Annotated in this window: 13 protein-coding genes; 9 read left to right on the top strand and 4 right to left on the bottom strand. The window is 73.9% G+C overall.

The features are described 5' to 3' along the window. The first annotated feature begins 5 nt into the window (after positions 1-5). The gene (holA, locus tag ACTSKS_RS03840; RefSeq protein WP_036317182.1) at positions 6-1,025 is read left to right on the top strand and encodes a DNA polymerase III subunit delta; all 1,020 of its coding nucleotides are present in this window, start codon (positions 6-8) and stop codon (positions 1,023-1,025) included. 101 nt (positions 1,026-1,126) lie between these two features. On the opposite strand, the gene rpsT is transcribed toward holA, so the two are convergent. Both rpsT and ACTSKS_RS03830 read right to left on the bottom strand, forming a co-directional pair. Then, positions 1,127-1,393 (bottom strand): 30S ribosomal protein S20, encoded by a 267-nt coding sequence (gene rpsT, locus ACTSKS_RS03835; protein ID WP_002854699.1) that lies wholly within the window; start codon positions 1,391-1,393, stop codon positions 1,127-1,129. 195 nt (positions 1,394-1,588) lie between these two features. Next, complete coding sequence (locus tag ACTSKS_RS03830; protein WP_061867301.1) at positions 1,589-2,251, bottom strand: type II toxin-antitoxin system PemK/MazF family toxin; 663 nt, start codon at positions 2,249-2,251, stop codon at positions 1,589-1,591. A 111-nt stretch (positions 2,252-2,362) separates the two neighbouring features. Between ACTSKS_RS03830 and lepA the strand changes: the two genes are divergently transcribed. Together lepA and hemW are read left to right on the top strand one after the other, a co-directional pair. Then, positions 2,363-4,222 (top strand): translation elongation factor 4, encoded by a 1,860-nt coding sequence (lepA, locus tag ACTSKS_RS03825; protein WP_036317188.1) that lies wholly within the window; start codon positions 2,363-2,365, stop codon positions 4,220-4,222. Beyond that, positions 4,223-5,503, top strand: coding sequence for a radical SAM family heme chaperone HemW (hemW, locus tag ACTSKS_RS03820; protein WP_036317191.1), 1,281 nt, complete (start codon positions 4,223-4,225; stop codon positions 5,501-5,503). Positions 5,504-5,518: 15 nt separating this feature from the next. Here hemW and ACTSKS_RS03815 read toward each other — a convergent pair whose 3' ends face one another. Together ACTSKS_RS03815 and ACTSKS_RS03810 are read right to left on the bottom strand one after the other, a co-directional pair. Then, entirely contained in the window at positions 5,519-5,938 is a 420-nt protein-coding gene (locus ACTSKS_RS03815) for a DUF4870 domain-containing protein (protein ID WP_002854682.1), read from the bottom strand. Positions 5,939-6,032: 94 nt separating this feature from the next. Then, positions 6,033-6,893 carry a DUF3097 family protein gene (locus tag ACTSKS_RS03810; RefSeq protein WP_036317197.1) on the bottom strand — a complete coding sequence of 287 codons (861 nt, stop codon included), beginning with the start codon at positions 6,891-6,893 and terminating at the stop codon, positions 6,033-6,035. A 170-nt stretch (positions 6,894-7,063) separates the two neighbouring features. Here ACTSKS_RS03810 and hrcA point away from each other — a divergent pair, with 170 nt between their 5' ends. From hrcA to ACTSKS_RS03780, 6 genes are all read left to right on the top strand, one after another. Beyond that, on the top strand, positions 7,064-8,077 hold the full coding sequence (gene hrcA / locus ACTSKS_RS03805; RefSeq protein WP_100059048.1) for a heat-inducible transcriptional repressor HrcA: 1,014 nt from the start codon (positions 7,064-7,066) through the stop codon (positions 8,075-8,077). A gap of 75 nt (positions 8,078-8,152) precedes the next feature. After that, a complete protein-coding gene (dnaJ, locus tag ACTSKS_RS03800; RefSeq protein ID WP_248086575.1) occupies positions 8,153-9,286 on the top strand; it encodes a molecular chaperone DnaJ in 1,134 nt (377 codons plus the stop codon). After that, positions 9,283-10,044 carry a 16S rRNA (uracil(1498)-N(3))-methyltransferase gene (locus ACTSKS_RS03795; RefSeq protein WP_248086574.1) on the top strand — a complete coding sequence of 254 codons (762 nt, stop codon included), beginning with the start codon at positions 9,283-9,285 and terminating at the stop codon, positions 10,042-10,044. The genes dnaJ and ACTSKS_RS03795 overlap by 4 nt, the downstream gene beginning before the upstream one ends. A gap of 40 nt (positions 10,045-10,084) precedes the next feature. Beyond that, positions 10,085-11,158, top strand: coding sequence for a PhoH family protein (locus tag ACTSKS_RS03790; protein ID WP_036336560.1), 1,074 nt, complete (start codon positions 10,085-10,087; stop codon positions 11,156-11,158). Then, entirely contained in the window at positions 11,148-11,621 is a 474-nt protein-coding gene (gene ybeY, locus ACTSKS_RS03785; protein WP_010078622.1) for an rRNA maturation RNase YbeY, read from the top strand. The genes ACTSKS_RS03790 and ybeY overlap by 11 nt, the downstream gene beginning before the upstream one ends. Before the next feature lie 11 nt (positions 11,622-11,632). Beyond that, on the top strand, positions 11,633-12,958 hold the full coding sequence (locus ACTSKS_RS03780) for a hemolysin family protein (RefSeq protein ID WP_248086573.1): 1,326 nt from the start codon (positions 11,633-11,635) through the stop codon (positions 12,956-12,958). Positions 12,959-12,971: the final 13 nt, after the last annotated feature.

The following is a 12,971-nucleotide window of genomic DNA, read 5'->3' as shown; positions in this document are numbered from 1 at the left end:
GACGCATGTCCGCCGCCCGCAGCCCCCGTTCCGGCCGAGCCGGCCGCACCGACCCGCTGGCCTGGCGGCGAGCCGAGCCCGCCCCGCTCATGCTCCTCAAGGGACCCGAGGACCATGCCGCCCGCTGGGTGACGGACCGCGTGACCCAGGCTCTGCGCGAGCGCCACGGCCAGCTGGAGATCCACCGGCTCCGCGCGGGGGAGTACCAGCCCGGCCAGCTGGCCACCGCGGCCAGCCCGTCCCTCTTCGCCGAGCCCACCCTCATCACGGTCGAGGGCCTCGAGGCCATGAACGACGCGTTCCTCGAGGACGCCCTGCGCCTCGTCCAGCAGGGCCCCGGCGCGGACGACGTCACGCTCGTGCTGCGCCACACCGGCGGCAACCGCGGCAAGAAGCTGCTGGACGCCGTCGCCCAGGCCGGCACGGTGGTCGAGTGCGTGCCGCTGAAGAAGGACGAGGAGCGGCTGGCCTTCGTGCAGGCCGAGTTCCGCGACCGGCGTCGGCGCATCGACGAGGAGGCGGCCCGCGCGCTCATCCGCGCCACCGGCGCCTCGCTCACGGAGCTCGCGGCCGCGTGCGCCCAGCTCGTCGACGACACCGAGGGCGTCGTCACCGTCGAGACCGTGGACACCTACTACAGCGGCCGCGTGGAGGCCACGAGCTTCGCGGTGGCCGATGCGGCGCTCGAGGGGCAGGCGGCGAGGGCCGTGTCCCTCGTGCGGCACGCGATGGCCACCGGCGTCCACCCGGTGATGATCACCGCGGCGCTCGCGCTCAAGGCGCGGCAGGTGGCGCGGATGATCGACGCCCGCCGGCCCGCCGCCGAGCTGCCGTCCCTGCTCGGGGTGGCCCCGTTCCAGGTGCGCTACATCCAGCAGGCGGCGCGGCACTGGACGGCGGCCGGCATCGCGCAGGCCGTGGAGTGGATCGCCCAGGCCGACGCCGAGGCCAAGGGCGCCTCCCGCAACCCGGAGTTCGCCGTCGAGCGCGCGGTCATCCGCGTGGCCACCGCCGTCAGCCGCTGACGGCGCCGCCGGACGGCACCCCACGGGGGCAGCCCGGACACGAAACGGCCCCCGCACCGATCGCTCGGGGCGGGGGCCGCGGTCACAGCCGGGGGCGTGGATTAGCCGAGGAGGGCCTTCACGCGGGCGGCGATGCCGGACTTGCGGTTCGCGGCCTGGTTCTTGTGGATGACGCCCTTCGAGGCGGCCTTGTCCAGCTTGCGGGAGGCGGTGCGCAGGGCGGCGGCGGCGGCCTCGGCCTCGCCGGCGGCGACGGCCTTGTCCACGGCGCGGATGGCGGTCTTCAGCTCGGACTTCACCGCGACGTTGCGCTGGCGCGCCTTCTCGTTGGTGAGGATGCGCTTCTTCTGGGACTTGATGTTAGCCAAATCGGGTCCTTCGTCGTCGGCGGCGCGGACGAGGGTCCGGGCGCCGCATGAACAGGGGGTCGTGGAGGGTGCCCGGATCCGTGGACTGAGCGGCGTGGGGAACACCGATGATGACCCGTTCCGGGGGTGCCCGTCGACCGGCGGACACAATGCGGACGATCCTACCACCCAGACCCCGCGATCCGCGCGGCCGACTCAGCGCACCCGCCTCCGGGCGCGGGCCAGCGCGGCCGTGACCCGGTCGAAGGCCGCCCGGTCCAGGACGCCGCCCTCCCGGCGCACCGCGGCCGGATCCACGCGGACCACCCGGTCCAGCTTCACCTCCGAGGCGCGGCCGGACCGGTCCCAGGCGCCTGCGCCCACGTCCACGTAGTCCTCGTCGCGGGTCAGCGCGTTGTTCCGGTCCCGGCTGGTCAGCATGAGCCCGAGCAGGAGCGCCCCGTCCCGGCCGATCAGGAGCACGGGGCGGTCCTTGCCCCGGCCGTCCATCTCCTCGTACGGCACCCAGGTCCACACGACCTCGCCCGGCCCGGCCGTCGGCCCGGGCGCGGGCGCGTATTCGACGCGGACGGTCCCGGTGAAGTCCGGCAGGGACACGTGGCGGTCGGTGTCCTGTCGCCGGGGCAGGCGCTCCTGCCCGGGCCCGGGCATCGGCCACGAGTCGGTGGGCTCCGTGGGGTCCCACGCGGGCCCGGGAGGCCCGGGCGGGCCCGGGAAGGGCGACGGGCCGCTCCGTTCGCCGGCCCGTCGACCGGCCTCAGAGGCGGCTCGACGCGGCCGGGCGTCGTCGCGGAGGGCGCCGATCAGGCGTGCCGTCCGGCGGCCGAGGGACAGGGCGCGATGCAGGTCGAAGGCCATGGGCGTGAATCTAGTGGACGCGCGGGCCCGGCGTCCGGGTCGGGTCGGCGGCGGGACATGAGAGACTAGGCGGTCAGAGTCCCGTCCCCGTCACCCGTAGAGGAAGTGCCCGTGTCGCCCCTGGCGTCGAACCCCCCGGTGCCCGCTGCCACCGACCCCTCGGTGATCCGCAACTTCTGCATCATCGCCCACATCGACCACGGCAAGTCCACGCTGGCGGACCGCATGCTGCAGGCCACCGGCGTCGTGCAGCCTCGCGACATGAAGGCCCAGTACCTGGACCGCATGGACATCGAGCGTGAGCGCGGCATCACCATCAAGTCCCAGGCCGTGCGCATGCCCTGGTCCGTGGACGGGGTGGACTACGCCCTGAACATGATCGACACCCCCGGGCACGTGGACTTCACCTATGAGGTCTCCCGCTCGCTGGCCGCATGCGAGGGCGCGATCCTGCTGGTGGACGCCGCCCAGGGCATCGAGGCCCAGACCCTGGCGAACCTCTACCTCGCCATGGAGCACGAGCTGGAGATCATCCCCGTGCTCAACAAGATCGACCTGCCCGCCGCGGATCCGGACCGCTACGCGGCCGAGCTGGCCTCCCTGATCGGCTGCGAGCCCGAGGACGTGCTGCGCGTCTCCGGCAAGACGGGCGTCGGCGTCGAGGACCTGCTGGACCGCGTGGTCCGCGCCATCCCCGGCCCGGAGGGGGACGCGGACGCCCCGGCCCGCGCGATGATCTTCGACTCCGTGTACGACACCTACCGGGGCGTCGTCACGTACGTGCGCGTCGTGGACGGCCGGCTCTCCCCGCGGGAGAAGGTCCGCATGATGTCCACGGGCACCACCTACGAGCTCCTCGAGATCGGCGTCTCCTCCCCGGAGCCCGTGCCCACGAACGGTCTGGCCGCGGGCGAGGTGGGCTACCTCATCACCGGCGTGAAGGACGTGCGTCAGTCCAAGGTGGGCGACACGGTCACCAACCACGCCCACCCGGCGGAGCAGTCCCTGGGTGGCTACGAGGACCCCAAGCCCATGGTGTTCTCGGGCCTGTATCCCATCGACGGCTCGGACTATCCCGTGCTGCGTGACGCCCTGGACAAGCTCAAGCTCAACGACGCCGCGCTCGTCTACGAGCCGGAGACCTCGGTCGCGCTGGGCTTCGGCTTCCGCGTCGGCTTCCTCGGTCTGCTGCATCTGGAGATCGTGCGCGAGCGCCTCGAGCGCGAGTTCGACCTCGATCTCATCTCCACCGCGCCCAACGTGGTCTACGAGGTCACCCGGGAGGACCGTGAGGTCGTCACCGTGACCAACCCCTCCGAGTTCCCCGAGGGCAAGATCCTCGAGGTGCGCGAGCCCATGGCCTCGGCCACGATCATCGTGCCGGCGGAGTTCATCGGCGCCGTCATGGAGCTGTGCCAGGCCAAGCGCGGCAACCTCAAGGGCATGGACTACCTCTCCGAGGAACGCGTGGAGATCCGCTACTGGATCCCCCTGGCCGAGATCGTGTTCGACTTCTTCGACCAGCTCAAGTCCCGCACCAAGGGGTACGCCTCGCTGGACTGGAAGGCCGACGGCGACCAGGTCGCCGACCTCGTCAAGGTGGACATCCTGCTCCAGGGCGAACAGGTGGACGCGTTCTCCTCCATCACCCACAGGGACAACGCCTACGCGTACGGCGTGATGATGACGGGCAAGCTCAAGGAGCTGATCCCGCGCCAGCAGTACGAGGTGCCGATCCAGGCCGCCATCGGCTCGCGCATCATCGCCCGCGAGAACATCCGCGCGATCCGCAAGGACGTGCTCTCCAAGTGCTACGGCGGAGACATCTCCCGCAAGCGCAAGCTGCTCGAGAAGCAGAAGGAGGGCAAGAAGCGCATGAAGATGGTCGGCCGGGTCGAGGTCCCGCAGGAGGCCTTCATCGCCGCCCTATCCTCGGACGGCGCCGGCGCCGACCAGGCCGCGAAGAAGTAAGTGCCCGCCCTGCCCCTCGGCGAGCCCGTCCCCGACGACGGCCGGCTGCCGGCCGACGTCGGGCAGCGGGTGCGCGCGGCCGCCCGCGACGGCGCGGCGCGCACCTTCAGCCTGTACGTCCACGTGCCGTTCTGCACGGTGCGCTGCGGCTACTGCGACTTCAACACGTACACGGCCGTCGACTTTGGCCCCGGCGCGGGTCGCGGCGACTACTGGGAGTCGGCGGTCGCGGAGCTGGACTTCGCCGCGGACGTGCTCGCGTCCTCGGACGTGCCCGCCCGCCCGCTGCACACGGTGTTCTTCGGCGGCGGCACGCCCACGCTCCTGCCGGCCGCGGACCTCGTGCGCATCCTCCAGGCGGCGGTGGACCGGTTCGGGATCGCGCCCGGCGCGGAGGTGACCACCGAGGCCAACCCGGACACGATCACCCCGGAGTACGCCCGCCAGCTCGCGGCCGGCGGCTTCACCCGCCTCTCCCTGGGCATGCAGTCCGCGATGCCGCACGTGCTCGCCACGCTCGAGCGCACCCATCGGCCCGAGTCCGTCCCCGCCGCCGTCGCCGCGGCCCGCGAGGCCGGCCTGGAGGTGTCCCTGGACCTGATCTACGGGACCGCGGGGGAGTCCCTCGCCGACTGGCGGGCCACGCTCGAGGCCGCAGTCGTCCTGGCCCCGGACCACGTGAGCGCGTACTCGCTGATCGTGGAGGAGGGCACCAAGCTCGGGGCCCAGGTGGCCCGCGGCGAGGTGGCGGACGTGGACCCCGACGACCAGGCGGACAAGTACCTGCTCGCCGAGGAGCTGCTCAGCGCCGCCGGCTACCGCTGGTACGAGGTGTCCAACTGGGCGCGGGATCCGCGGGGGTCCGGGGTCCACCGCGCGCGGCACAACGTGGCGTACTGGGAGGACCAGGACTGGTGGGGGATCGGCCCGGGCGCGCACTCGCACCTCGCCGGCGTCCGGTTCTGGAACGCCAAGCACCCCGCCGCCTACGCGCAGCGGCTGGCCACGGGGGTCACCCCCGCCGTCGGCCGCGAGCGGCCCGACGCCGACGCGCGGCGCCTCGAGCGCATCATGCTCGCGGTGCGCACGGTGGGCGGGCTCCCGACCGCGGAGCTCGTCTCGGAGACGCCGGGGGAGGCCGCGCGGATCCGCGGGGCGATCGCCGAACTCATCGCCGCGGGCCTGCTGGACGGGCGCGCCGCCGTCGACGGGCGCATCATCCCGACGCTCGAGGGGCGGCTGCGCAACGACGCGATCGTCCGGGCGCTGGCCGGCTTCTGACCGGCCGACCCCGGGTCAGCGCAGGATGCGCAGGTTGAACGGGTACCGGAACGGACGGCCCTTGGACACGTGCGAGGCGCCCATCACGCCGTAGACCGCCATGGCGGCCCACGTGAGCGCGCCGAGGATCGCGAAGATCGGGCCGACCACCGGCAACAGGGACAGGAAGAAGAACAGGAGCGTGATGAGCGTGGGCGGCCCGGAGAAGTTCAGGGCCTCCCGCGACTCCTGCGAGGTGAACGGGCCGCGGTCGCGATAGAGCAGCCACACGACCAGCGGGCCGAGCACGCCGAACGCCAGACTGAGATGGGCCAGCGCCGCGCGGTCACGGTCCTGCTTCGCCGTGAGCGGGGCGCCGCGGCCGCCGGCCGAGACGAGCCAGGCGGGCGGGCCGTGGCCGGTGCGGCCGGCGTCGGGCTGCGCGCGGGTGTTCACGAGGGGCTCCTCCTGGATCGCGGGACCCGCGCGCCGGGGACCGGGCGCAGGGCATGGGCCAGCATAGCGCGGGCGGGCGGGGGCCGCGCCGAGATCAGTGCTCGGGTGCGGCGGTGAGGAAGTCGATGAGCTCCTCCACGCGGCCCAGCAGGGACGGCTCGAGGTCCGCGTACGTGGTGACGTGGGAGAGCAGCCGCTTCCACCCCAGCCCCGTGGCCTCCTTGCTCCCGTGCGGCCAGCCCAGTCCCCGCAGGATCCCCGTCTTCCAGTCCTGCCCCTTCGGCACGACGGGCCACGCGGGGATGCCGAAGACGGAGGGCTTGATGACCTGCCAGACGTCCACGTAGGGGTGACCGAGGATGAGCACGTTGCCCGCGGCCCCCGGCACGCGCATGGCCTCGGCCGCGAGGCGCTCCTCCTTGGACCCGGTGACGAGATGGTCCACGAGGATCCCGAGCCGGCGCCGCGGACCGGGGGCGAACGCACGGATCGCCCCGGCGAGGTCGTCCACGCCGTGCAGGGGCTCCACGACGATGCCCTCGAGGCGCAGGTCCTCGCCCCACACCTTCTCCACCAGCTCGGCGTCGTGCACGCCCTCCACCCAGATGCGAGAGGCGCGGGCAGTGCGGGCCCGCGCCCCCTCGACCCGTCGCGAGCCGGAGGCGGTGCGGGCCGGCGCCGCCGGGGCCGCGGCGGTCGGGGGGACCAGGGTCACGGGCTCGCCGTCGATCCAGAAGCCGCCGCCGAGGGGGAAGCCGCGGCGCACGCCGCGGCGGTCCTCCAGGACCACCACGTGCACGCCGCCGGAGCGCTCGATGCCGCTCACGGCCCCGGTGAACCCGGAGGCCACGTCCTCGACCACCGTGCCGGGGGTGGCGGGCACATCGGGGACGGTCCGGGCGGGGCGGCGCGTCAGGTCGTCGTGGCCCGCGGGGCCCCAGCTGCTCCAGTCCATGGGAGAGCACGGTAGCAACGGGGGCGGGCGATCACCGTGAGCGAAGCCGTGCGGGCCGGTCGGGTCGTCCCCCGGGTCGGACGGTAGCATTGGCACTTGACCCGCCGGAGTGCCAGCCAGGGGCACCTCCGGGGTCGCCCCGGATCCCGACGGACCAGAGGAGGACCGAGATGTCGGAGCAGCCCCGCCGCCTGCAGGTGCTCCAGGCGATCGTGGAGGACTACGTGGCGCTGCGCGAGCCCGTGGGCTCCAAGGCGCTCGTGGAACGGCACGCCCTGGGCGTGTCCTCCGCGACCGTGCGCAACGACATGGCTGCGCTCGAGGAGGAGGGCCTCATCGTGGCCCCGCACACCTCCGCCGGGCGCGTCCCCACGGACAAGGGCTACCGCGTGTTCGTCGACCGCCTCTCCGAGGTGAAGCCGCTGTCCCCCGCCGAGCGCCGGGCCGTGCGGACCCTGCTGGACCCGGAGACGGACACCGAGCACATGATGGAGTCCACGGTGCGCCTCCTGGCCCAGCTGACCCAGCAGGTCGCCGTCGCGCAGTTCCCCCACGAGGACGGCTCCACGATCCGCCACCTCGAACTGGTCTCCCTCGCGCCCACGCGCGTGCTCGTGGTCCTCATCCTGTCCACGGGGCGGGTGGACCAGCGGCACGCCGTGCTGGACCGTCCGGTCGACGAGGCGGAGCTGTCCGTGCTCCGCGGCCTCCTGCTGGACGCCCTGCTGGGGCTCGGTCCGGTGCAGGCGGCCACCGTGGTGGACGACGTCGTCACCCGGGTCCGCCCGGAGCACCGGCAGTCCGCCGCCCTCGTGGCCGCGGCCGTCCACGACCTGCTCGAGGCCGGCCGGCAGGACCGCATCGTCCTGGCCGGCACCGCCAACCTGGCCCGCTCCCCGGGGGACTTCGGCGCGTCCATCGGGCCGATCCTGGAGGCGCTTGAGGAGCAGGTGGTGCTGCTGCGCCTGCTCACGGAGATGGAGCAGGACGCCCACGGGGTGTCCGTGCGGATCGGCTCCGAGAACGCCGGATCGCTCGCGGACACCTCGGTGGTCGCGGCCGCCTACGGCCCCGGCGCCGTGGCGAAGCTCGGCGTCATCGGTCCGACCCGGATGGACTATCCGGGCACCATGGCCGCCGTCCGGGCGATCGCCCGCTATCTCTCCCGCATCCTGACCACCTGACGTGCCTCCGCGCGTCCTGGCGGGCCCCGTCCCGCACCGCCCCACGTCCCGCTCGCCCCGAGAGGAATCCCCACCGTGACCGACCACTACGAGACGCTCGGCGTCAGCCGTGACGCCAGCACCGAGGAGATCCGCCGCGCCTACCGCAAGCTCGCGCGCACCCACCACCCGGACGTCAACCCCGACCCGGAGGCGGCCGAGCAGTTCAAGCGCATCTCCCACGCCTATGAGGTGCTCTCGGACGAGGACCGGCGTCGGGCCTACGACACGACGGGCAATGAGAACGGCCAGGCCGGCTTCCCGGGCGGCTTCGGTGGGGCGGGCGGCTTCGGGGGCTTCGCCGACATCTTCGAGACCTTCATGAACGCGGCCGGCCAGGGCGGCCGCGGTGGCCCCGCCAGCCGCGCCCGCCGCGGCCAGGACGCGCTGGTGATCGCGCGGATCGACCTGCGCGACGCGGTCTTCGGCGGCGAGCAGACCATTGAGCTGGACACGGCCGTGCGCTGCGAGCGGTGCGGGGGCTCGTGCTGCGAGCCCGGCACCCAGCCGGAGACCTGCCAGACCTGTCAGGGCCACGGCATGATCCAGCGCCCCGTGCGGTCGCTGCTGGGCACCGTCATGGCCACCGAGGCCTGCCCCGCCTGCCAGGGGTTCGGCACCGTCATCCCGACGCCCTGCCACGAGTGCGACGGGCAGGGCCGCGTCCGCACCCGGACGTCGCTGACCCTGCGCATCCCCGCGGGCGTGGACGACGGCACCCGCATCCACCTCGCCGGCCGCGGCGAGGCCGGCCCGGGCGGCGGCCCGAACGGCGACCTCTACGTGGAGATCGCGGTCCGCCCGGACGAGACCTTCCGCCGCGAGGGCGACCACCTGGCCACCACCGTGACCGTCCCCATGGCGGCCGCGGCCCTAGGCACCACCGTCACGCTGGACACCCTGGACGGCAAGCAGTCCGTCAGCCTGGACCCGGGTGTGCAGTCCGGCCACGTCGAGGTCCTCCACGGCCTGGGCGTCGGCCGCCTGCGCGGGCAGGGCCGTGGTGACCTCAAGGTGGACGTGGTGGTCACCACGCCCACCGACCTGGACGACGAGCAGCGCCAGCTCCTGGAGCGCCTGGCCGAGGTGCGCGGCGAGGAGGTCGTGCACGGCGCACCCCAGGCCAGGGGCATGTTCGCCCGGCTGCGGGAGAACCTGAGGAACCTGTGACCGCCCCCCTGTTCCACCTCGAGCCGGGCGCCCTGGCCGGCGCGAGCGCGGGCGTGGAGGTCGTCTTCGGCGGCCCCGAGGCCCGCCACGCCGCCGCGGCCATGCGCCTGGCCCCCGGGGAGGCCGTGCTCCTGGCCGACGGGTCGGGCACGCTCGGCCACGGCACCGTGCTCGCGGCCGCCCCGGACGGGGTGTCCGTGCGGCTGGTCGCGGTGGCGGAGGAGCCGGCGCCCACCCCGGCGCTCGTGCTCGTCCAGGCCCTCGCCAAGGGCGACCGGGACCTCATGGCGGTCCAGGCCGCCGTCGAGCTCGGCGTGGACGCCGTGGTGCCCTGGGAGGCGGAGCGCTCGATCGTCCGCTGGAAGGGGCCCAAGGCCGCCAAGGCCCGCCAGAAGTGGGCGGACACGGCCCGCGCGGCCGCCAAGCAGGCGCGTCGCGCCCGGGTGCCCGCGGTCCGAGACCACGTCTCCGGGACGGCGGTCGCCGGGCTGGCCCGGGACGACGACGGCGGCCGGCTCGTCCTCGTGCTGCACGAGGACGCGGAGCACGGGGTGTCCGCGGTGCCCGCGGAGCGACTCTCCGCGGCCGCCGAGATCGCCGTCGTCGTGGGCCCCGAGGGCGGGATCGGCCCGGCCGAGCTCGAGGCCTGCGTGGCCGCGGGGGCCGTGCCGGTGCGGCTCGGCCCGCACGTGCTGCGCGCCTCCACGGCCGGCCCCGCCGCCCTCGCCGTGCTCCAGCACCGGCTCGGCCGCTGGTGAGCCCCGGCAGGACGGCGCGCCGACGCCTAGACTGGTCGGGATGTCCCGCCCCCGCGACCCCGAGGTGATCCGCCCCATCGTGACCGTGCCCCCCACGACCCCGACCCCGCCCGCCACCGCGCACGAGGGGGTCGCGTTCGAGTCCGCCGACCTCATGGTCCGCACGCTCGGACCGCAGGACGCCCTGCTGCGGATCCTCGGCGGCGTGTTCCCCACCGTGGACGTCACGGTCCGCGACCAGCGGCTGGACCTGGCCGGGCCGGTGGCCGAGGTGGCCACGGTGCGGCGCGTCGTCGAGGACCTGCGCTCGATCGCCCGCCGCGACCAGGCCGTCACCCCCGAGGTGATGGGCCAGGTCGTCCACCACGTCCGCGACGCCGCCACCGGGCGCGGCGCGGGTCAGCTGCACCTGGACTCGATCCTCTCGGGCCGGGGCCGCCGCATCCGCGCGAAGACCCTGCACCAGCAGGACTACGTGGAGGCGATCGACCGCTCCACCGTCGTCTTCGGCATCGGCCCGGCCGGCACCGGCAAGACCTACCTGGCGATGGCCAAGGCGGTGCAGGCGCTGCAGGCCAAGGAGGTCAACCGGATCATCCTCACCCGCCCGGCCGTCGAGGCCGGCGAACGGCTCGGCTTCCTGCCCGGCGGGCTCTCCGAGAAGATCGACCCGTACCTGCGCCCCCTGTACGACGCGCTGCACGACATGATCGAGCCCGAGTCGATCCCGCGGCTGATGGAGGCCGGGACCATCGAGGTCGCCCCGCTGGCGTACATGCGCGGCCGCACCCTGAACGACGCGTTCGTGATCCTCGACGAGGCCCAGAACACCACCGGCGAGCAGATGAAGATGTTCCTGACCCGCCTCGGATTCGGTGCGCGCATGGTCGTCACGGGCGACACCTCGCAGGTGGACCTGCCGCGCGGCACCCAGTCCGGCCTGGCCCAGGCCGTCGAGGTGCTCGAGGGGATCGAGGGACTGGAGATGGTCCGCTTCGACTCCTCGGACGTGGTCCGGCACTCGCTGGTGAGCGCCATCGTGGACGCCTACGACGCCGCCCGCGGCCCCGCGGAGCGGTCCCAGAAGCGAGGAGGGGCCCGCCGTGGCCGTTGAGATCCTGAACGAGTCGGGGATCGAGGTCCCCGAGGACGCGCTGCTGCGCATGGCCCGGCACGTGTACGCGCGCCTGCACGTCCACGAGCGCGCCGAGACGGCCGTGACCGTCGTGGACGCCGCACGCATGGCCGAGCTGCACGAGGAGTGGATGGACCTGCCCGGGCCCACCGACGTGATGAGCCTGCCCATGGACGAGCTGACCCCCGGCTCGCCCGAGGCGCCGGCCGAGGGCGTGCTCGGCGACGTCGTGCTCTGCCCCGAGGTCGCCGCCGAGCAGGCGGCGCGCGGCGGGCACTCCCGTGACGACGAGCTGCTCCTGCTGCTCACCCACGGCATGCTCCACCTGCTCGGGTACGACCACGTCGAGGACGCCGAGCGCGAGGAGATGTTCACGCTCCAGGATCGGCTCGTCTCCGAGGTCCTCGGCCGGCCCGCCCCGGCCCCCACCGTCGAGGATTGACGGCACCGCCCATGCTGACACCCGCCGTCCTCTTCGCCCTCTTCCTGGTCTTCCTCGGCCTGACCTGGACGCTGTCCCTGGCCGAGTCCGCGTTCTCCTACCTCTCCCGGCGGGACGCGGAGGACATCGTCCGCGAGCGACCCGGCTCCAAGGTCCTGGAGATCGCCCGTGAGCGGGAGAGCCACCTCGGCGCCCTGCGGGTCTGGCGGTTCGTGGCCGAGGCCCTGTCGGCCGTCTGCCTGACCGCGGCCGCCGACGCGGTGGTGGACGACACGTGGCTCGCCGTGGCGATCGCCGCGGTCGTGCTCGTGGGCGTGGCCGCCCTGCTGGGCGTCTGGAGCCCGCGGCCGATCGGCTCCCGCAACGAGGCCGCCGTCGCCCGCCGCCTGGGCGGGCTCGTGTGGGTGCTCCGCCGGGCCCTGGGCCCGCTCGCCGCCCGACTGGACCGGGACCGGCGCCGTCGCGAGGTCGAGCCGGAGGACGAGGACGACTTCCAGGAGCGCCACCTGCGTGAGTTCGTCGCCCGCGCCCACGACGCGGACGTGCTCGCGGACTCCGAGGCGGAGCTGATCCAGTCGGTGTTCTCCATGAACGACACCATCGTCCGCTCCGTCATGGTGCCGCGCACCGACGTCGTCACCATCGACGCCGACCACACGCTCGGCCAGGCGATGGCCCTGTTCCTGCGCTCCGGCAACTCCCGCATCCCGGTGATCGGCGACGACGCCGACGACATCCGGGGCATGCTGCACCTCAAGGACGTCACCCGCGCCCTGCACCACGACGGCGCTGCGACCGACACCCCCGTCACCGAGGTCATGCGCGACGTCCGCTTCGTCCCCGAGTCGAAGTCCGTGGCGACCCTCCTGCAGGAGCTGCAGCGCGAGTCCACCCACGTGGCCGTGGTGGTGGACGAGTACGGCGGCACGGCGGGGCTCGTGACCCTCGAGGACCTCATCGAGGAGATCGTCGGCGAGATCTACGACGAGGACGACCACCCGGACCGCCCCGAGGTGGAGTCCGTCGCGCCCGGCGTCTACTCCGTCGACGCGCGCATGGGCATCCACGACTTCCGGGAGGAGTTCGAGCTGCCGGAGGAGGACGAGGACGACGACGTCGACACGGTCGGCGGCCTCCTCGCCAAGGAGCTCGGCCGCGTCCCGATCCAGGGCTCGCGCGTCGTGGTCCAGGGCATCGAGCTCGTCGCGGACACCCTCGAGCCCCGCCGCAACCGGGTCGCGCGCCTGCGCGTCTCCGAGACCCCCGACCGTCCGGTGCGGCTGCGCCGGCGCGAGGAGCGGGCCCACGGCGCCGAGCCCGCCGACCCCGTGGCCTGAGCCGGCCGCCCCA

This window comes from Micrococcus sp. TCR-5, from assembly GCF_052220525.1.
GTDB classification, from domain to species: domain Bacteria; phylum Actinomycetota; class Actinomycetes; order Actinomycetales; family Micrococcaceae; genus Micrococcus; species Micrococcus luteus.
This window is presented reverse-complemented; position numbering and strand designations above follow the sequence as displayed.